The organism is Chitinophaga sp. (assembly GCF_039596135.1).
GTDB lineage: Bacteria > Bacteroidota > Bacteroidia > Chitinophagales > Chitinophagaceae > Chitinophaga.
Genome location: NZ_JBCNKH010000052.1, coordinates 24,989 through 42,861 on the forward strand (window position 1 = coordinate 24,989; position 17,873 = coordinate 42,861).

Genomic DNA, 17,873 nt, shown 5'->3' on the forward strand with positions numbered 1-17,873 from the left:
CCTTTAAATTATGGTAAATCTGGAATGGTACAGAACTTTTAAGGCGGTATATCAAACGGGCTCACTTACTGCTGCATCGAAGGCGTTGTTTATTTCACAGCCCAATGTGAGTCAGCATCTTTCTTCCCTCGAGGCGCATGTAGGCCGTACATTGTTTGAGCGGAAGCCAAGAATTGTGCCTACGGAGTATGGCAAGTTGTTTTATACACAGGTGGTAGAGCCATTGGAAAAGCTGGAAAAAGTAGAAGCAAATTTCAATGCGGCCTGTTTAAAAAAGCAGGTACCGATTATCAGGCTGGGCACCGTGCAGGAGTATTTTCAGGCAGTGTTATCTGAAAACATTATGGATATTGATGCTAACCTGATGCTTTCTTTTGGACGTACACATGATCTGTTAGGGAAATTGCATAAAGGTACGCTGGATTTTGTAGTGGCGACAAAACTGACCGATTATAAGAACATTGCTTTTGAACCTATCCGGCAGGAGCGTTTTATCATTGCAGGCAGTGAAAGTATTGACACGACTGAATTTGATCAGTATATCAGTGAAGAAGACTGGGGCAATGCAGAAGCGTGGTTGCTATCGCAAACATGGTTTGCATATAGCGCTGACCTGGCTATTATACGCAGGTTCTGGCAGAAGAATTTTGCAAAGCGTCCGGCTATTAAGCCGTATTGTGTGATTCCGGATATGAATATTATTTTAAAGTCATTGAAGCATTGTCCGGCTTTGACGATCGCAGCTGATTACCTGGTGGATGACGATCTGAAGATCATATGGAGCGGGAATGTACCGGCAGAAAATACTTTGTACCTGGCTTATGATAAGACGAAGGTGACTTCTGACCTGGTGAATTTAATGAAGCAGTTTGTTGGTTCGTAAATCGCTCTTTCAGGGTATTCTTTTTTGAATATACATGCACCCGGCAAGGAATACTATTGTTGCCAATACACACACCACAATATACAGCGGCATGCCTAACAATCCTAAATAATCCTGTTGCTCCTTAGGCAGGAACAGGAACAATACAAATGTGGTATTACTTACCGCGTGTACAATAATGCCGGGTATCACAGATCTTGTTTTATAATACACCCATCCTAAGAATAATCCGGCAAAGAAAGCAGGTAACGACTGCCATGGGTTAAGATGTATCAATGCAAAAAACAGTGCTGAATATAAGATTGCATTTCGGGGAGAGTAGTTTTGTAATAAACCTTTTAACACAATACCACGACACAGCGTTTCTTCCAGCACAGGCGCTGCTATGGAGATCATGATTATAGAGAAGACATCTTTCTTAAACAGTTCTTCAAAAAATTCAGCCATACTATCAGGCATGGGTATCAGCGTGGAGGCACGTTCCAGGCCCACGGTCAGTGCCACAGTGCTGATGACTAATACAGGGATCAGCCAAACCTGTATTTTATTAAAACCTAACTCAAATGATTCAGGCTGTTGTTTCTTACTCTTCCCTGCAGCATACCAGATGGTGGCTATCATAGCCGCTGTATAAGCAATAAGGTTCAGGAGAGATTTTATTAACGGGTCTACCGGTGTTTTACTAAAACCTACATAGAAGCCAGCTACAGATCCTATTGTGACCATGAAAAATAGCAGCATCAAAAACAGCTTCAAAAGGGATTTTACTTCAGGGTATGCTTGATGATCCATGCTACTAATATAGGGAAATTTTGAACCCCATGTTCGCCGTGGGGTTCAAAGTCCATTTAGTTGATCATAGTCAGCACATCAACGGTGATTTCAGCTTTACCTGCAATACTTTCCACCAGTTCTTTGAAGTGAGCAGTGGAATTATGAAAGTCGATAGCTGCCTGCGATTTCCATTCTTCAAGGATGACCAGTATGTCAGGATCTGATACGTGCTCAGTAACGTCGTAGAATATATTTCCTTCTTCTGTTTTCGAAAGCGCAGCACATTTCAACATACTGGCTAATACTGTTTCTCTTGTGGCAGGAGTAACCTTAAACCTGGCAACGATTTTTAACGTTTTCATGCTGCTAATGTTTCTTTGTATAAATTATTCCTTTAAAGTTATTTTATATTTTGCTGTTTAGGAAGTTTGGGGGTAAGTTGTAAATTTAAGTATGAAACTGAGATTGCTCCTACTCGTCTGTGCGCTCTTTATAGCTTTAGGTACGCAGGCACAAAATAAGATCACGGTGGCCGTCGCAGCCAATATGCAATATGCCATTGAGGCTTTGAAGACAGCCTTTAATAAGCAGCATAAGATAGAAATAGAGGTGGTATTAGGCGCTTCGGGAAAGTTGACCCAGCAGATCATTGCGGGGGCTCCTTTTGATATTTTCATCTCTGCGGATACTGCTTTTCCGGCAAAGGTACAGGCTGCTGGGCTGGCAGTGGCGCCGCCAAGGGTTTATGCGCAGGGGATACTGGTGCTGTGGACGACCCTACCTGGTATAGTGCCGGATATGCGGTTGCTAAGCACTGCCAGGGTCCACCATATTGCCATTGCCAATCCGGCAACGGCGCCTTATGGCGCGGCGGCGATGGTGCTACTCAGGAAGTATAATTTGTATAATTCGGTAGCGGACAAACTGGTAACGGGTGAAAGTATTACACAGGCCAGTCAGTTTATTGCTTCAGGAAATGCGGAAGTGGGCTTTACGGCAAAGTCTATTGTAATTTCTGATGCGATGAAGGGGAAGGGTCGATGGATGGAGGTTAGCAGGCAGGACTATCCACCTATTAAACAGGCGGCGGTGTTATTGAAAAATAATGCAGGGGCGAATCAGTTTTATAACTTTCTTTTTTCTGCACAGGCAAAGAAAATATTTGAGCAATTCGGATATATTGTACAATGATGGAGGCAGCACCCATATTTTTAACCTTACAGCTGGCACTGTTTACAACGGTTATTTTATTCTTTATTGCTATTCCAGTAGCCTGGTGGTTGGCGCAAAAGCCTTCGATCTTTAAAACGGTGATGGAGGTGATGGTGAGTATGCCGTTGGTATTGCCACCTTCGGTGATTGGGTTTTATTTGTTGATGGCTTTCAGACCGGAGGCGTTTTTGGCGAAGTATATGCATATACGGCTAGCGTTTTCATTTGAAGGGTTATTGATAGGGTCTTTGTTGTATAGCCTGCCTTTTATGGTGCATCCTATACAGTCGGGGCTGGCTTCATTGCCGGCGAGTTTGCGGGGAGCAGCGTACTCATTGGGGAAGTCAAAGTGGGAGGCGCTGAGGAAGGTGTTGTTGCCGAATATCAAGCCTTCTTTGCTGACGGGGGTGATTTTAACTTTTGCACATACGGTGGGAGAGTTTGGTATTGTGCTGATGGTGGGGGGAAATATTCCGGGGAGAACGCGTACGGCGGCGATTGCTATTTATGATCTGAATGATACTTTTCATTACCGGGAGGCGAATGTGTATGCGATGGTGTTGATAGGGATTTCTTTTGTCGTGTTGTTTTCAATGTATTTTGTTAACAGGCGGATACAGCGGAGTAATTATTTTTAGTTGTTGCAGAAGCGGTTATATATGGTGAAGTTATCGTTGCAAAAGCAATTACATACGGCAGATGGAGAGCTACTTCTTCATCTTGACCTGGCATTGGCGAAAGGTAAGTTTGTGAGTTTGTATGGGGCCTCGGGTGCTGGCAAGACGAGCATTTTACGTATGCTCGCAGGGTTTATGCAGCCTGATAGTGGAAGCATCAGTGTAGAAGGTACGATATGGTTTGATAGTAGCAGGAAAATAAACATACGTCCGCAGCGGAGGAATGTAGGCATGGTATTCCAGGATTATGCATTGTTTCCAAATATGACTGTACGGGAGAATATTGCATTTGCTTTGAAGAAGCATGAGTCCATGAAAATCGTGGATGAGTTACTGGAGGTGACTGGTTTGACAAAGCTGGCTTTGAGAAAGCCACAGGGGCTTTCCGGCGGGCAAAAGCAAAGGGTGGCACTGGCAAGGGCGATTGCACAACGGCCGGCGTTGTTATTGCTGGATGAGCCTTTGTCTGCGATTGACAGGGAGCTGCGGCGGTCGTTGCAGGAGACTTTGCAGGAGGTGCACCGGAGGTATCACCTGACCACGATTATGGTGAGTCATGATGTAGAAGAGATTGTTAAGTTATCTGATAAGGTGATACATATTGCAAACGGCGGTGGAGTTGAGTATGATTCACCTGCAGTGTTTTTTGATTTGCAACGTGGGAATGTGGTGGATGTGCGGCAGGAAGGAAGTCAGACATTTGTGACAGTGCTGGTGGAGAATAATGGGCTGAATGTGGGGGATAAGGTGAAATTTGAGCGGGAATGAAAAGGAATGCAAACGGAGGTGGCAACGAATAAGAATTAATAAATGTTACTGCTTACACTTTTGAGTAAGCAGTTTTTTTTTGCTATTAATTATTGAAAGATTAATTTTTGATGTTTATAATTTCTCCTATCTTAGCGCCATAAAATTAACCCATGTAAGACACACATTCCATCACCACTTCGGAACCTATGTTTTTTTAAACCCTAATCATATATCATGAAAAAGACCCTAACCTGGAAACTGGTGCTTATCAGTTTTTGCAGCATGTTAACCATTCAATTCTCCTATGCCCAAGGCTGGGTAGGTACTCCCGGACAGCGCCTGATCGCTGTCAACGATTCTTTAAAAACTACTGGTTTATTTGTAGGTATTGGTACGGCTACACCTACGTCTCAATTGCACACTACCGGTTCTGTACGATTTGCAGGCTTATCGCAGTTCAATGCTGCGCCTCGTTTTCTTGTTCAGGATAGCAGCGGAAGCGTATTCTGGAAAGATGCTTCTACCATTGGCAGCAGCAATGCATGGCTGCTGACTGGGAATGCAGGTACCAACCCTAATTCTAATTTTGTGGGTACTACTGACACCGCCAGATTGGTATTCAGAACTAACAATGTAGAGAAGGCGACTATTCTCTCAGGTGGCAATACCGGCTTTGGTATAAGTACGCCAGTTAGACTGTTCCACATTCACAATGCCAACACCAGCTCTGAAGATAATAATCTGCTGGTATCAGGCAGATCTCCTTCTATCTGGTTTTCACAGAATCCATCTGTTCCATCCGGACAAGTTGCTACTCCATTCGCAAGATTTGGTCTTGCTTCAAGAGCAGGTGCTTTCGTAGCTACTGCTGCTACTGGTGATTTCGTGCTACAGGCATTGACTACAAATAGCAGCCTGATATTGGGCACAGGTGTCGATTCTTTGGGTATAAATGGTTTGGAAAGAGCCAGAATAAATGGTGCTGGTAATTTTGGTATTAATACCACAGCTCCTACGGCTAAGTTGCATGTAAATGGTACTGTACGTTTTCAAAATCTGAGTTCCGGTACTGGTAGTGTACTTGTTGTAGATGCAAATGGTAATGTGTTTAAAAGCGCTACTCAGACAGCCCGTGTAGCAGATTCAGATAATACCCTGCAACAGCAGGTAGATGAATTAAAACAAGCGCTCGCGGATGTGCAGGCACAACTAGCTGCTTTGAAAAGTGGTAGTCTGCAGGTAACGGGCAGCGCGGCTGAATCTTATTCATTGTCAAGTGCACCTAATCCTACTTCAGGTAGTACGACTATCAGGTATACTTATCCGGGTACTGTTGGTCATGCTTATCTGACAGTGACTGATCTGACAGGAAAACAAGTGAAGAGAGTAGATTTGAAAACGAATGGAGGGAACAGCGTAAACCTGTCACTGGATGGGGCTACAGCGGGTACATATGTGTATAGTCTGGAGTTGGATGGTCGTGTGGTGGAGAGTAAGAAATTGATGCTGGCGAGATAATTTTGAAATAGCTACAAGTTGGAGATTGTTTCTGCAACTGGCTACATAACATCCAAATAGCGGGTTTTAAAAGCCCGCTATTTTTGTTCTTATCAATCTTTAACCTTTGGAGGTATAGCAGCGACAGAAACGTGGACCTGAGGTGGAGGAGGAATATGGAGAGGAATTTTTAAATTAGAATAGTTGGGGGAATGCGTGAGGAACAGGGCTTGCCTGCAGATATAATGTATGTTTTTTTGTTGGGTTCACTTTATATATTTTTTTGGCGGTGTCAGGGTTATTCTCTTTGGGTAAAGGGGATAGTTATTGAAGGCATTGTTACCTGTGCAATGTACCGGGAGGTGTGTATAGCGGGTATTTCTTCTTCGGCTATGCCGATTATTTCTGCAGCCCCATTTTCAGTTTGTAATACCATAATCAGTGTACCATTTCCCGGGATGCAAATTTTTTCATTAGTTGTGACGATCCCTGTGCCGGTTACTTTTCTGGCAATGAAATCAATCCGTACTGCAATGATCTTTCCTTCTCCGGTTATTCTTTTATCATTTTTGAACCGGTAGCCATTGATGGCTTGAATGTCCTGACCTCCTGAGGGAATGAGCCGCTTTGTCAGCCTGTTTACATGGCCGCCATCGCAGGTGATATCCAGGAGGGGAACAAGGGTTTTCCTGATGAGGGCAGCTGTTGAACTGGCCATGCCAAAGCGTTGTGCAGCGCGCCGCGTACGGGAAGATTGGCGGACCTTTTTGGGGATGCACCGCAGGAAATGGCCTTTTTTACGTTTTACCCCGATCATGTTATCGAACCGGCCGCTGAAGGTGATGATGGAAGTTTGTTTTGCCATAGCAATATAATAAGTGAGGGCTAAAGGTAAGGATCCCTATGAAAGTGTTTTTTAGGTGGAATTAGCGGGTTTCTAATGGTTGTTTACATGCTATTATGAGATTTTTAATTGGCGGAGAAAGAGGCAGGAAGCATGATTAATTGTTGTCGAAGGCAGGTTGAATGTTTTCTAATTTAAGTTAGTGAGCGTCATTTGAAGATCCTGGATCGTATTTCCTGTGATGGGGGTTGGATATCTATTTGTATCTTCCTATTATGGAAAAACTAACAACGTTTGCTAACCGGGTAGTAGCACTATTGTCCACGGACGATCTTGTGGTGGGGTTGGCGGCTGGCGGTTCATGGATTGGCGGTCAGCTGGATGAATATTCTGATATTGATTTTGTATTGGTGACAAGGGAGGTAATTGGAGGAAATAAGGAGCGGATGATGGGGTATGCGCAGCGATTTGGGCACTTGCTCAATGCGTTTACAGGGGAGCATGTGGGTGAGCCACGTTTGCTGATTTGTTTGTATGATGAGCCGTTGTTGCATGTGGATATTAAGTTTGTTACGCTGGAGGAGTTTGAGCATAGGGTAGAGAACCCTGTGCTTTTATTAGATAAAGGCAGGCAGTTGCAGGGGGTACTTGATAAGACGACGGCGCATTTTCCGCATCCTGAATACCAGTGGATTGAGGACAGGTTTTGGGTATGGGTACATTATACGTTGCTGAAGACGGGGCGGGGAGAGTATTTTGAGGCGTTGGAATCGTTAGGATATATGCGGAATGTGGTGTTAGGGCCTTTGTTACATATCAGGAACGGGAATGAGCCGAGGCGGTTGAGGAGGGTGGAAATGTGGTGCCGGGCGGAGGAGGTGGCGGGGTTGAAGGCAACGCTGGCGGGGTATGATAGAGAGGGGATTTTTGCGGCGCTCAGGCAGGTTGTGAGTTTGTACAGGCAGTTGAGGGAGGAGGTGTATTCCGGGGAGGTGGAATTGCGCAGGGAGAGTGAGGAAAGGGTGATGGCGTATTTTGATGCGGTTTCTTAATAGATCTGCGGTGATTATTAAGCATTTATAGATATTTTAAGGTACTTCAGTCTATTGGGCTGAAGTTTTTTTTGTGCATTTTTTTACTGCGTAGAAAGACTGCGCAGCCCGGTAGTAACTTTGTTTTATCAACGGGAGAGGAAATGAAAATAGTATCTCCCCAGGGATTTAACCCTGAAGCTTAAGTTATCTTTTTTTGTTTGTTACCTCATTTTTGAAGGTTGTAGCAATGCATCTGTAGCAAAAGGCGCAGATGGTTATGACTGGATAATGTTAGCCCTAAAAGCATCCATTGTATTGTTAATTACCCCAGGGAGGTACCTGAAGTATCTCTCAACGGACTGGTAGTTCAGTTGGTTAGAATTGTGGATTGTCGATCCATCGGTCACGGGTTCGAGTCCCGTCCGGTCCGCTAAAAAGCAAGACCCGCTCTATGAGCGGGTCTTGCTTTTTAAATCTATTTTGATGAATTTCCAGGATGTTTGTTTTCAACTTTATAAGCGTTCGAAATTAAATGTGTTATATAATCCTGCGCTGTACTCTCTCCAATATTTACTTCTTTAAGATATAAAGGAATGCCCCCATCGCCATATAAAACTGCCATAACTGATATTGATCCAGCGTTATGGAGCCCACCGCGGTTATTAATTACTTTCTGTATCATCCATGAAGCAGCAGATCCACAGATTACCACAACGAGGTATTTTTGCCGGGAAGCCCACATGTTCCAGAAATTTTCGAATGCCAGCATAAAACCCGATCCTGGCGTTTGTATCCAGGAAATTCATCATTGCACTACTCAATTTAAAATAAACCGATTTCATTTTCATTACGCAGTTAAAAAGGAAAGAGGGTATGAGGAGTGACGGTATAGTTAATTTTATTAATTTCATCAAAACGAAACTTGTTTCGTATGTAAAAGTTAACTATCGCACAAACAATGACCGGCTGCTGGTAGCATTAACCCTTGTTTGTTGATTAAATTAACCACTTTCTATCTTTCAAATCAAAATTGTCGAATACATATTAATCAAAACAATTCTGCCACCTGACAACGTTAACGATCAAATATTAATTATTTATCATGACAAAACGATATAATATCCTCGGAATTATGCAAATTGGATGGCCGACACTATTGTTGCTGTGTTGTATTTCTGTATCAGCTTATCCTCCTGTTAGCCAACATCACACAGAAGACAAAACGAAATGGGTAGGTACCTGGGGAACGGCACTTTTGGCAACAGATCCTAAGGACATGCCCCCCAAACCAGGAATTGCTAACCATGTCTTAAGACAGATTGTCTGCGTCTCAATCGGTGCTGATAAACTAAGACTGAAGTTCTCCAATAAATTTGGGAATAGTCCGCTCGAGATCAGATCGGTACAGATTGCGGTTGCGAAAGACAGCAGCGCGATTGATATGTCAACCATTGCTTTGTTAACCTTCAATGGGAAACAGGAAGTTATTTTGCAACCAGGTACAGAAATTTATTCCGACCCCAAATCGTTTGGGCTAAAGCCGAGGGCCCGCATCGCTATCACTATTTCTTTTGGAGAAGTCCCTTCCATTCTTACTGGGCATGGAGGCTCCCGAACTACCTCTTATCTGTTTGCCAGCAATGCTACCAAACCCGGCGAGACATACAGGGATATGATCAGGATTGATCATTGGTACATTATTGCAGGAATTGAAGTAGCAGCCAAAAAGAATACGGGATCGGTTGTCGTTTTTGGTGATTCAATCGCTGATGGACGCGGTTCTGGGACCAATAAACAGAATCGCTGGCCCGATATATTATCAGAGAATTTGCTAAAAAATCCAGCTACGAGCAAGGTAGGTGTAATCAATATGGGAATCGGTGGTAATGCCATTCTTAAAGGGGGATTAGGACCTACCGGATTGCTACGTTTCGAACATGATGTACTTGATCAGCAAGGGGTCAGATGGCTTATTCTGGCGGAAGGAATTAACGACCTTGGCGGTGCACGGGACAGTTTGGCCGCTGATGACATAGCACAAAATCTCATTGCCGCTTATCAACAATTCATAGATCTGGCGCACGCCAAAGGAATAAAGGTGTACGGTGCCACCATCATGCCTTTCAAAAAAAGCTTCTATTATGAGAGTTACAAAAATTCCGCTCGCAACAAGGTCAACGAATGGATCCGGAGCTCGAACCATTTCGATGCAGTCATCGACTTTGATCAGTTGATGAGAGATCCCAATGACAAGGACATTTTACAATATGAGGTACAAGCCGGAGCGAATGATTTTCTTCATCCTAACGAACTGGGTTACCGTTTAATGGGCGATGGAATAAACCTGTCTTTGTTCAGGTAATGTCAGTGTAATTCCTCTTTTTCCGCAGAATTAGTGCGTGGTCATGCCTTGGATGGTTTCGGCTGTCAAATACCCGGCGGGGCGAATTTTTATTTCTCCGCAGAAAATTTAAACGAGGTGGTCAAAAATAAAATTTCCTGGATTTAATTCGGTACCTGATAGAGAGAATTTTTGTTTATGAGTCGCAAAGCATTAGAAAATCTTGTGCATGCGGTTGATAAAGCACTTATCAAGCCTTTAATTAACCCCCGTTACTTAATAGCTGATCTCTCTTCTGCCCTTGAACATATTGTTAAAGGCGCATTCGGTAAGATTGTGATCGAAATAAATTGAGGTTTGGATCATCGCTCTTTGTGGAGGCAGTGGAGTATCAGTGCAAAGCCACCGTTAGCTATGCATAAAACCCGATAGCAATCCAGCTTCCCTGATTTTAAGTTGTATTTCACCAATAAAGGTTTGGATTTTAGATAAATCCTCCGTGAACCCGTTCGAAATTTGTCTCGCGTAGCCCGCTAAGAGGGACTGATTATCAAAAAGATGATCAGTCCCTTTTTTGTTTTCAGGGGGGAATACATCATCTCTTTTAAAAGCGCTCATCTACTAATAAAACACCTTCAACATAGATCGCCTGTTCTTCCTATGTTCCTCCTCATCACACGGCACACCATCTGCACATGGATTCACAAGCTCTTTTTCTCCAAGGTTTTCATAGTAAAGATTCTTAGGCGAAACTCCTTTTTTGATCAGGTAATCAATGACTGCATAACAGCGTAACGCTGATAAATCAATATTATACCTGTCAGAACCACGGCTGTCTGTATAGGAACGGACCATCAATTTCCATTCAGGGTAATCTTTAAGCACCACTGCTACCCTATCCAGCATTTCCCTGGAAGTTGTCAACAGAACAGCACTATTGTAATCGTAATAAAAGCAGAGGTGTTCCAGCTTATCGATGACAGCACTGTCTTCTGCCGTACGTGTTTTTTTGTTATCGTGGGGAGGTGGTGGAACGGATGTAACCACAGGGGTAGTTGGCTTATGCTCTACCTTTTCTGTGAAATGCGTTTCCAAAAAATGATAGACGTCATCTCCCCCACTCCCACCATTTCTATTGGAGGCAAAATAGCCTTCATAGAAATTGTCTTTCATAATGAAACCAAGATCATCAGCTCCCGAGTTGAATGGCGTTTTTAGATTGACAGGTGTGCTCCACTGACTACCACTGCCTACAGCGCGGAAGATGTCGAAGCCACCTATGCCGATGTGTCCCTTACTTGAGAAATAAAGAACACCGGATTCGTTAATAGTTGGGAAAGTTTCTTCCCATGGTGTGTTAATAACATTTCCACAGTTCTTTGGCGTACCCCAGGAGCCATCAGATTGTCGCTCGCTGTACCAGAGATCTGTTTTCCCTATGCCTCCAGGTCTGTCAGAAACGAGGTAAAGTATCCGGCCACTGATTACAACATTGCCGGTGTAACTACCGGGCGCGTTCAATGTCGTGATGGGAACCAATGGGGACCATTCATCCCCTTTTTTAAAAGACCAGTATAAAGACATCAGGCGCTGCCCGTTGATGGGGCCTTTCTTCTTTTTGTTAAAAACATCAGCGTTCAGAGTAATGTAGGCCGTGTCTTCCCGGGCATTGAAGCAAACAGGACCTACATGGTAAGGAAGTTTGCCCAGCAGTTTAGGCAGCACTTCTTCCAGGTAAGTGTTGGCATTGCTACCTTTCTGATATTGTTTAAAGATATATGGTTTAAAATAAGGCTGATCAACACGAGGGTCTATATCAGGATTACGCTCTGAGCCTGTAGTCAAAGACATTTTACGATAGCCATTAGAGACCAATAGCAAGCCATCTCTTACTACGCCACTTATCCAATCAGCGCCTGGTGTACTTAGTTCTTTTATATTTTCGAGAGCCATTGTCTGCGGCTCCTTCTTCCAGCGCAATGCACTGTCACAACCTGATAGCAGCCTGTTTTTCCATTGGGTGCTATCTGAACTGGCAGCATTGTAAAGGGCAATATATTTTCTGGCAGTGTCATATCGTTCGATATTCATTTGCGTTTCTCCATATAATATATTAATTATAGAAGGGCAGCCGGGACGCTGCAGCATTTTAAAATACCACTTACCTGCCTCTTCAAACCTTGTCATTTCAATATAACATCGCGCTGTTTTTTCAAGTATGGATAAAGGTGCCTTTCTCTTCTCCGCCAGTTCCCCGTACAATTTTTCGGCTTCGGCATACTCCTGTCTTGCAAATGCTTCATCCCCCAGCTCCGTCAGACTTTTATCTTCCTGTCCGTAAAGGAATAATGGAATAAACAATGGACATATAAATAATATTAGTTTACGCAACATCTTTACTTGTTTTAAAAATACCTTGGACTTGATACGCTATACTTTTTAGATCGGAATAATATACCTATTGAGATTTCGTGAGAGCCGCTTTGTGCATTGGCCAGTTCGTTGATGTTAAAGTCATATGCATAGCCAATTCTGTAAGTATCGTTGATGTAATATTCAACAATTGCACTGGCAGCATTTTTTGCACTGAGACTGGATGGTAGTGATTTACGCCATACCGGCAAAGCTGTGCGGTAAGAGCCACCTATCCAAAAAACACGTTCGATCAGCAGCATGGCATTGATATCTATATTTGTAGGACCTTTGAGATCATCTTTGATCATAATTGAAGGTTTCAGTTTCACCTGATCTGAAAGAGATGCCATAAACCCTGTGGATAGGTACAAGTGCATGGTCTTTCGGATATTCTCATAATTATATCCTTTCCACTTATAATCGGAGGTGAGATAATTGCTGAATAGGTCCAGTGCTGATACACTCAGATAGAATGAAGGGGCATGATAATAAATACCAAAGCGTGCATCCGGCGAAATGGTATTGACGCCTCCACCCGGGAAAACTGCATCTTCTGCATCAAAGTATTGCAGATTATTTCCATCCAGGTGATACTGCACTGCGCCTACACCTAAGCCGAAGGATAGATGCTTTGTACGGTTTTCATTCAATGGAATGCTGAAAGCATAAGATGCATAGAGAGAATATGATTGCTGCGGTCCCAACCTGTCTGCCATTACCTGTACACCCAGTCCCATTCCCGCTTTGTCTTTATCATTGCGCAGCGGACCGTCAATCGATACACCGCCAGTGCGGGGAGCTCCGGGTAAGCCTGTCCATTGTTGTCTGGCAATGGTGTTGAGGTACCAGGTTCCTTTATATCCTGCATAAGCAGGGTTTACACTCAGGCCATTGAAGATATATTGACTGAACTGCACATCCTGCTGTGCAGTTGCATGTAATGCCGCTATCAGGAACAAGCATAGTATGAGTGAGCGCATGATCATTTGATTTTTAAGATTACCCATCCTGTATATTGTTTTATTCCTTCGCCTTCGTCTATTTCGAGTTTGTAGTAGTATACGCCTTCGCTTAATCCTGCTCCGTTCCATTCATTATGATATGCTTTTGACTGGAACACCATATCGCCCCAGCGATTGAATACAAATAAGCTGGCAGGAGGATATTTTTCAAGTCCCTTGATGACAAAGAAATCATTCTTGCCATCTCCATTTGGACTCATCGCATTGGCGAATGAGAGTAATGATTTACCCGGTGTGGTTTCGGTGTATGTACCGGGGTCGCCACTACAACCCGCTACTGCAGGGTCACAACCAGATGTAGGTTTTGTGTTTGTACCATCTGTAACAGAAGCGGTATTGGCAATGACAGGAATGCTGTCGAGGTTGTCGATAGTTTTTACGATCATAGAGACTTCAGTAGTATTGCCTACGGCGATCTTATCGATGTGCCATACAACATTGCCGTTACTTTCAGTGCCGTTTTCACCTGCACTTACGAATGTGGTGTATTGAGGAACGGGATCTGTGATTGTGATATTTTCAACTGCCGTGTTGCCGGTATTCCTGACGAAGATCTGGTAAGTAAGTTCTTCGCCGGGTTTTACTTTTTCGTTTTTACTGGCAGGAGTCGCTACTTTCCAGGTAAGCCAGTTTACAAGTTTGTCTACAGCTATGTTAGTAGCAGGGCCAGGCGGAGGATTGGGGTCGGGATTATTTGGATCATTGGGATCAGAAGAGGTAGTTGGCTGATTACCTTTTCCGTTGCCATTGTCTACACCGGCAGTATTGGTGATAAAGGTAGCGCCGGTAAGGTCAGTGGTTACCTTTACTTTGAATGAGCGGGTGATGTCAGGAGCACCTACTGCTATTTCGGGAATAGTCCAGACCAGTTGATCGTCGTTGGGAGTGATATTCTCATCTGCGCTAACGAAATCAGTGTAGGCAGGGATGGTATCAGTGATCTTTACATTGTCCAGCTTAATACTTCCTGTGTTGCGAATATGAATGGTATAGGTAATCTCGTCTCCTGTGGTTACACCACCGTTTGGTCCGCTGGGCGTGTAGGCTGCACTCTTCCAGATTGCGGAGACCTTACCATTGTCCACAGGTATTTCTGTAGATGGGTTGTTAGGGTCAGGGTTGGATAGCGGTTCATTGGGATTGTTAGGATCGGGAGGTGTGGTAGGATGACCATCAACGTAGGCAGTGTTTGTGATGAAGCCAGCGTTGGTGAGGTCCTTTGCTACTTTTACTTTAAAGCTGCGGGTAATATCGGCAGCACCGACAGGGATGTTAGTGATTGTCCATGTGAGTTTGCCGTTTATAGGTGCAATGCTTTCATCTGCACTTACAAATTCTGTATATGCAGGTACGGTGTCAGTGATGACTATGTTGCTCAATGCTACATTTCCAGTATTCCTGATATGGATAGTGTAGGTGATTTCATCATCTGTCTTTACCATCCCTCCTGCCCCTGTGCCGGTATATGACGCGCTTTTCCAGTTGAGAGATGTGGGTGCATTGTTTACGGGAATATCCGTAGAGGGATCGTTGGGATCAGGGTTAGGATGTGGATTATTATGGTCTGTAGGATCGGGAGGAGTGGTGGGATGATCTCCGGTGCCATCTCCATTGTCTACAGCAGCAGTATTTGTAATGCTTGTGGCACCTGTGAGGTCATTCACTACACGCACTCGGAAAGTTCTGATTACATCAGGAGCACCTACGGGAATAGTTGCAATTGTCCATGTCAGTTTGCCGCTTATGGGTGAGATACCTTCATCTGCATCTACGAATTCAGTATATGCGGGAATCATGTCGGTGACGATCACATTGGTGAGGGTGACGTGTCCTGTATTGCGGACATGGATATTATAAGTAATCACATCGCCCGGTTTTGCGGTATCAGCGAATTCCGTGCTTTTCCAGCTGATAGATTTTTTACCTCCATCATCTACGGGTACGTTGGTGGACGGGTCGTTTGGATCCGGGTTGGAATGTGGTTCATTGGGGTTGTTGGGATCGGGTGGAGTGGTGGGATGATCACCAGTACCGTCTCCGATATCTACATTACCAGTGTTGGTGATGTTGGTGACGCCGGTGAGATCGTTTGCTACAGTGACGGTAAAGTTTTTTGTGATGGTAGTACCAACGGCGATGGTTGGGATGGTCCATGTCAGTTTGCCTGTTGCATCAGGCGTGATGCCGTCATCGGCAGTCTTGAAGATAGTATTAGCAGGGATAATGTCAGAGATCTTCGCATTGCTTATCGCTACGTTTCCTGTGTTGCGCAGGTGAATGGTGTAGGCAATAGTTTGACCTGCGGTGACGGTGGTACCTGTATAGCTGGCAGATTTCCATTGTTTGGATGCCATGATATCATCATCGGCGATGGTAACGGTGCCAACGCTGGTGCCTGTGGTAAGGGTAGGTACGCCAGTACCTACTGAGAAACCTGTGATGGTGAGGATGACTGTTTCGGGCCCTTCTATCAGGTTATCGTCTTTTACGGTTATAGGAATCTGAACGGTGCTGGTGCCTGCGGGGATGTTTTTCGTTAAGGCAACGGTTGTGTAATCTGTACCGTTAGTAGCCGTACCGGTGATGGTATACCTTACGAGTACGAAGCCGGTGGCGTAAGTGTTGGCAGGCCATCCGATGGTGAAACTGCCGTCATTGCCGGTGCCGCCGGGTTCTTTGCCGTCGGTGGTGGATTGAATGCCGATGGGGATGTTTACATCGTCGTCTTCGATGTTTACAATTGCTGAAATATTTGCGGGGTTGGGAGAAAATGTCATGGCTCCGGATGAGGAGTGGCTGACGGTTTGCAGGGTTAACTGAACGGTTTCGGTGGGTTCTATGATGTGATCGTCATTTACGTTCACAGGTAGCAGTACACTGTTGGTATTTGCAGGGAGGATGATTTCTCCTGTCATGTTGGAGTTGTTGTAATCGAAGGTGGAGCCTGCGCCTCCGGTGGCGGAGCTGGCGCCGTCGACTGTATATTTTACGAGGATGTCTTCATTGTAAGTCAATGTACCGGGGAGGCTGATTTGAAACTGGCCCGGGCTGGCGTTGCCATTGCCGAGTTCTTTGCCGTCGGTGGTTTTGGTAATTTTTAGTCGGTTATCGTTGTCGATCAGTTTGGCGGTGAGGGTTCGCTGGGTACCGAGATAAGTGGTGCCGCTGGCGTCGGTGGCGGTGAGCAGGCCAATTTCGATACTTTCATCGCCTTCGATGAGCAGGTCGTCGATGACGTCTATGGTGAGTTGGACGTCGGAATTGCCTGCTTTTAAGATGATAGTGCCGGATAGTGTTGTGTAGTCTACGCCGTTATCTGCCGGGTCAGTGACAGTGGCATTGACGGAGTAGGTGATGGTGATATCGCTGGGGGCTACGGTTCCATTCAGGAGGTGGAAGGAGATAATGCCATTGGGGCCACCTTCTTCAGCTCTTGTTAATTCGTCCATGGCGATCACGTCTGCTCTTTGAGCAGGTCTGCCACTGAAGAAGCAGAGGAATATCAATAGGAGGATGCTACGTTTCATCGTATAGGATTTAGGTGGAATGAAGCACCCTGCATTGCTGCAGGGTGCGGGGGGCTTTTATCTGACCAGTATCAGTTTTTTAGTGTATACTTTTCCATTGGTACGGATTACGCAGTAGTGCAGGCCAGCAGGCAGGCTGGCAGATCTGAATACTACTTTGTAAGTCTGTCCGGCTTTGGCGTTTTCATTGAATAAAATGCTTTCTCTGTTACCGAGCAGGTTTCCATAGATTTCTACGGATACGTTTCCGTTTATTGGTGATTTGAAGGTGACGGAGAGCTGATCGGTAAATGGATTTGGATAGGCATTAAATTCCAGCGATGCTGTTTTTTGTAATGTGAGCGATGCTGTGTTTAAAGTATAGGTGGCGGTATTTTGACAGCCGTTGGATTTGTCGGTTACCAGCAGGGTGAAAATGCCACTGATGTTGACGTTTCCTGATTGATAGAGGACGGTGGCGGTTTTGTCTCCGTCGATGATAGACCAGCTGTTGTCAGCGGAGGCGAGGGACCACTGGTAGTTAGCGTTGGTGACGCTTTGAGCGCTGAGGAGGTCTACTGATAATGGATCAGGAGCGGTGGCTGGTGGCAGGATAACGGCTGCTGGTAAAGTTGTGTTTTGAACGACTGGTGTGTTTGTGGTGGCTACGCATCCGTTGTTTGGATTGGTGACAGACAAGGTATAGGTACCAGGTGCAGTAACGATTGCGGATGCGGTGGCGGCCGTGAAATTGTTTGGACCTGTCCATTTGAAGGTAGATCCGTTTGTGGAGGATGTACCGGTGATGATGACGTCGGATTTAAGACAGGTTAGTGGGCCGTCGTTGGAAGCCTGGATGTTTGCAGGTGGGGTGATGTTTTGAGTGACGGGTGTAGCGGTGGTGGCGGTACAGCCGTT

At 44.8% G+C, this 17,873-nt stretch carries 16 protein-coding genes and 1 tRNA gene; 9 read left to right on the forward strand and 8 right to left on the reverse strand.

Going from position 1 to position 17,873, the window contains the following annotated elements:
- Nucleotides 1–10: 10 nt before the first annotated feature.
- Nucleotides 11–883: a LysR family transcriptional regulator gene (locus ABDW16_RS23590; protein ID WP_343673187.1), complete on the forward strand. Its 873-nt coding sequence runs from the start codon at nucleotides 11–13 to the stop codon at nucleotides 881–883.
- 9 nt (nucleotides 884–892) lie between these two features.
- On the opposite strand, the gene ABDW16_RS23595 is transcribed toward ABDW16_RS23590, so the two are convergent.
- Nucleotides 893–1,675 (reverse strand): type II CAAX endopeptidase family protein, encoded by a 783-nt coding sequence (locus ABDW16_RS23595; RefSeq protein WP_343673188.1) that lies wholly within the window; start codon nucleotides 1,673–1,675, stop codon nucleotides 893–895.
- A gap of 56 nt (nucleotides 1,676–1,731) precedes the next feature.
- Entirely contained in the window at nucleotides 1,732–2,019 is a 288-nt protein-coding gene (locus ABDW16_RS23600) for a putative quinol monooxygenase (RefSeq protein WP_343673189.1), read from the reverse strand.
- Between the two features lie 91 nt (nucleotides 2,020–2,110).
- Here ABDW16_RS23600 and modA point away from each other — a divergent pair, with 91 nt between their 5' ends.
- The 4 genes from modA to ABDW16_RS23620 all read left to right on the forward strand — a co-directional run bounded on the left by modA (nucleotide 2,111) and on the right by ABDW16_RS23620 (nucleotide 5,814).
- Nucleotides 2,111–2,848, forward strand: coding sequence for a molybdate ABC transporter substrate-binding protein (modA, locus tag ABDW16_RS23605; protein WP_343673190.1), 738 nt, complete (start codon nucleotides 2,111–2,113; stop codon nucleotides 2,846–2,848).
- Nucleotides 2,845–3,507, forward strand: coding sequence for a molybdate ABC transporter permease subunit (gene modB / locus ABDW16_RS23610; protein ID WP_343673191.1), 663 nt, complete (start codon nucleotides 2,845–2,847; stop codon nucleotides 3,505–3,507). The genes modA and modB overlap by 4 nt, the downstream gene beginning before the upstream one ends.
- 21 nt (nucleotides 3,508–3,528) lie before the next feature.
- Nucleotides 3,529–4,314 (forward strand): ABC transporter ATP-binding protein, encoded by a 786-nt coding sequence (locus tag ABDW16_RS23615; RefSeq protein ID WP_343673192.1) that lies wholly within the window; start codon nucleotides 3,529–3,531, stop codon nucleotides 4,312–4,314.
- A gap of 216 nt (nucleotides 4,315–4,530) precedes the next feature.
- The gene (locus tag ABDW16_RS23620; protein WP_343673193.1) at nucleotides 4,531–5,814 is read left to right on the forward strand and encodes a T9SS type A sorting domain-containing protein; all 1,284 of its coding nucleotides are present in this window, start codon (nucleotides 4,531–4,533) and stop codon (nucleotides 5,812–5,814) included.
- Between the two features lie 277 nt (nucleotides 5,815–6,091).
- On the opposite strand, the gene ABDW16_RS23625 is transcribed toward ABDW16_RS23620, so the two are convergent.
- Entirely contained in the window at nucleotides 6,092–6,658 is a 567-nt protein-coding gene (locus ABDW16_RS23625; protein ID WP_343673194.1) for a hypothetical protein, read from the reverse strand.
- A gap of 254 nt (nucleotides 6,659–6,912) precedes the next feature.
- Here ABDW16_RS23625 and ABDW16_RS23630 point away from each other — a divergent pair, with 254 nt between their 5' ends.
- On the forward strand, nucleotides 6,913–7,689 hold the full coding sequence (locus tag ABDW16_RS23630; RefSeq protein ID WP_343673195.1) for a nucleotidyltransferase domain-containing protein: 777 nt from the start codon (nucleotides 6,913–6,915) through the stop codon (nucleotides 7,687–7,689).
- A 338-nt stretch (nucleotides 7,690–8,027) separates the two neighbouring features.
- Nucleotides 8,028–8,101, forward strand: a tRNA-Asp gene (locus tag ABDW16_RS23635).
- A 45-nt stretch (nucleotides 8,102–8,146) separates the two neighbouring features.
- Here ABDW16_RS23635 and ABDW16_RS23640 read toward each other — a convergent pair.
- The gene (locus ABDW16_RS23640; protein ID WP_343673197.1) at nucleotides 8,147–8,440 is read right to left on the reverse strand and encodes a hypothetical protein; all 294 of its coding nucleotides are present in this window, start codon (nucleotides 8,438–8,440) and stop codon (nucleotides 8,147–8,149) included.
- Nucleotides 8,441–8,773: 333 nt separating this feature from the next.
- On the opposite strand from ABDW16_RS23640, the gene ABDW16_RS23645 reads away from it, so the two are divergent.
- Together ABDW16_RS23645 and ABDW16_RS23650 are read left to right on the forward strand one after the other, a co-directional pair.
- Nucleotides 8,774–10,033 carry an SGNH/GDSL hydrolase family protein gene (locus ABDW16_RS23645; protein WP_343673198.1) on the forward strand — a complete coding sequence of 420 codons (1,260 nt, stop codon included), beginning with the start codon at nucleotides 8,774–8,776 and terminating at the stop codon, nucleotides 10,031–10,033.
- A gap of 177 nt (nucleotides 10,034–10,210) precedes the next feature.
- Nucleotides 10,211–10,366, forward strand: a complete 156-nt coding sequence (locus ABDW16_RS23650; RefSeq protein ID WP_343673200.1) for a hypothetical protein — start codon at nucleotides 10,211–10,213, stop codon at nucleotides 10,364–10,366.
- Nucleotides 10,367–10,633: 267 nt separating this feature from the next.
- On the opposite strand, the gene ABDW16_RS23655 is transcribed toward ABDW16_RS23650, so the two are convergent.
- The 4 genes from ABDW16_RS23655 to ABDW16_RS23670 all read right to left on the reverse strand — a co-directional run.
- On the reverse strand, nucleotides 10,634–12,406 hold the full coding sequence (locus ABDW16_RS23655; RefSeq protein WP_343673201.1) for an OmpA family protein: 1,773 nt from the start codon (nucleotides 12,404–12,406) through the stop codon (nucleotides 10,634–10,636).
- 11 nt (nucleotides 12,407–12,417) lie between these two features.
- Nucleotides 12,418–13,407: a type IX secretion system membrane protein PorP/SprF gene (locus tag ABDW16_RS23660; RefSeq protein ID WP_343673202.1), complete on the reverse strand. Its 990-nt coding sequence runs from the start codon at nucleotides 13,405–13,407 to the stop codon at nucleotides 12,418–12,420.
- A 2-nt stretch (nucleotides 13,408–13,409) separates the two neighbouring features.
- Nucleotides 13,410–16,976 carry a gliding motility-associated C-terminal domain-containing protein gene (locus tag ABDW16_RS23665; protein ID WP_343673204.1) on the reverse strand — a complete coding sequence of 1,189 codons (3,567 nt, stop codon included), beginning with the start codon at nucleotides 16,974–16,976 and terminating at the stop codon, nucleotides 13,410–13,412.
- A gap of 57 nt (nucleotides 16,977–17,033) precedes the next feature.
- Nucleotides 17,034–17,873: T9SS type A sorting domain-containing protein (locus ABDW16_RS23670; RefSeq protein ID WP_343673205.1), on the reverse strand; the 840-nt coding region annotated here is incomplete at its 5' end.

Bases quoted from the DNA above. Each gene is read 5' to 3' on its own strand.
- ABDW16_RS23590 (WP_343673187.1), top strand. From the start codon at position 11: ATGGTAAATCTGGAATGGTACAGAACTTTTAAGGCGGTATATCAAACG.
- ABDW16_RS23595 (WP_343673188.1), bottom strand. From the start codon at position 1,675: ATGGATCATCAAGCATACCCTGAAGTAAAATCCCTTTTGAAGCTGTTT.
- ABDW16_RS23600 (WP_343673189.1), bottom strand. From the start codon at position 2,019: ATGAAAACGTTAAAAATCGTTGCCAGGTTTAAGGTTACTCCTGCCACA.
- modA (WP_343673190.1), top strand. From the start codon at position 2,111: ATGAAACTGAGATTGCTCCTACTCGTCTGTGCGCTCTTTATAGCTTTA.
- modB (WP_343673191.1), top strand. From the start codon at position 2,845: ATGATGGAGGCAGCACCCATATTTTTAACCTTACAGCTGGCACTGTTT.
- ABDW16_RS23615 (WP_343673192.1), top strand. From the start codon at position 3,529: ATGGTGAAGTTATCGTTGCAAAAGCAATTACATACGGCAGATGGAGAG.
- ABDW16_RS23620 (WP_343673193.1), top strand. From the start codon at position 4,531: ATGAAAAAGACCCTAACCTGGAAACTGGTGCTTATCAGTTTTTGCAGC.
- ABDW16_RS23625 (WP_343673194.1), bottom strand. From the start codon at position 6,658: ATGGCAAAACAAACTTCCATCATCACCTTCAGCGGCCGGTTCGATAAC.
- ABDW16_RS23630 (WP_343673195.1), top strand. From the start codon at position 6,913: ATGGAAAAACTAACAACGTTTGCTAACCGGGTAGTAGCACTATTGTCC.
- ABDW16_RS23640 (WP_343673197.1), bottom strand. From the start codon at position 8,440: ATGCTGGCATTCGAAAATTTCTGGAACATGTGGGCTTCCCGGCAAAAA.
- ABDW16_RS23645 (WP_343673198.1), top strand. From the start codon at position 8,774: ATGACAAAACGATATAATATCCTCGGAATTATGCAAATTGGATGGCCG.
- ABDW16_RS23650 (WP_343673200.1), top strand. From the start codon at position 10,211: ATGAGTCGCAAAGCATTAGAAAATCTTGTGCATGCGGTTGATAAAGCA.
- ABDW16_RS23655 (WP_343673201.1), bottom strand. From the start codon at position 12,406: ATGTTGCGTAAACTAATATTATTTATATGTCCATTGTTTATTCCATTA.
- ABDW16_RS23660 (WP_343673202.1), bottom strand. From the start codon at position 13,407: ATGCGCTCACTCATACTATGCTTGTTCCTGATAGCGGCATTACATGCA.
- ABDW16_RS23665 (WP_343673204.1), bottom strand. From the start codon at position 16,976: ATGAAACGTAGCATCCTCCTATTGATATTCCTCTGCTTCTTCAGTGGC.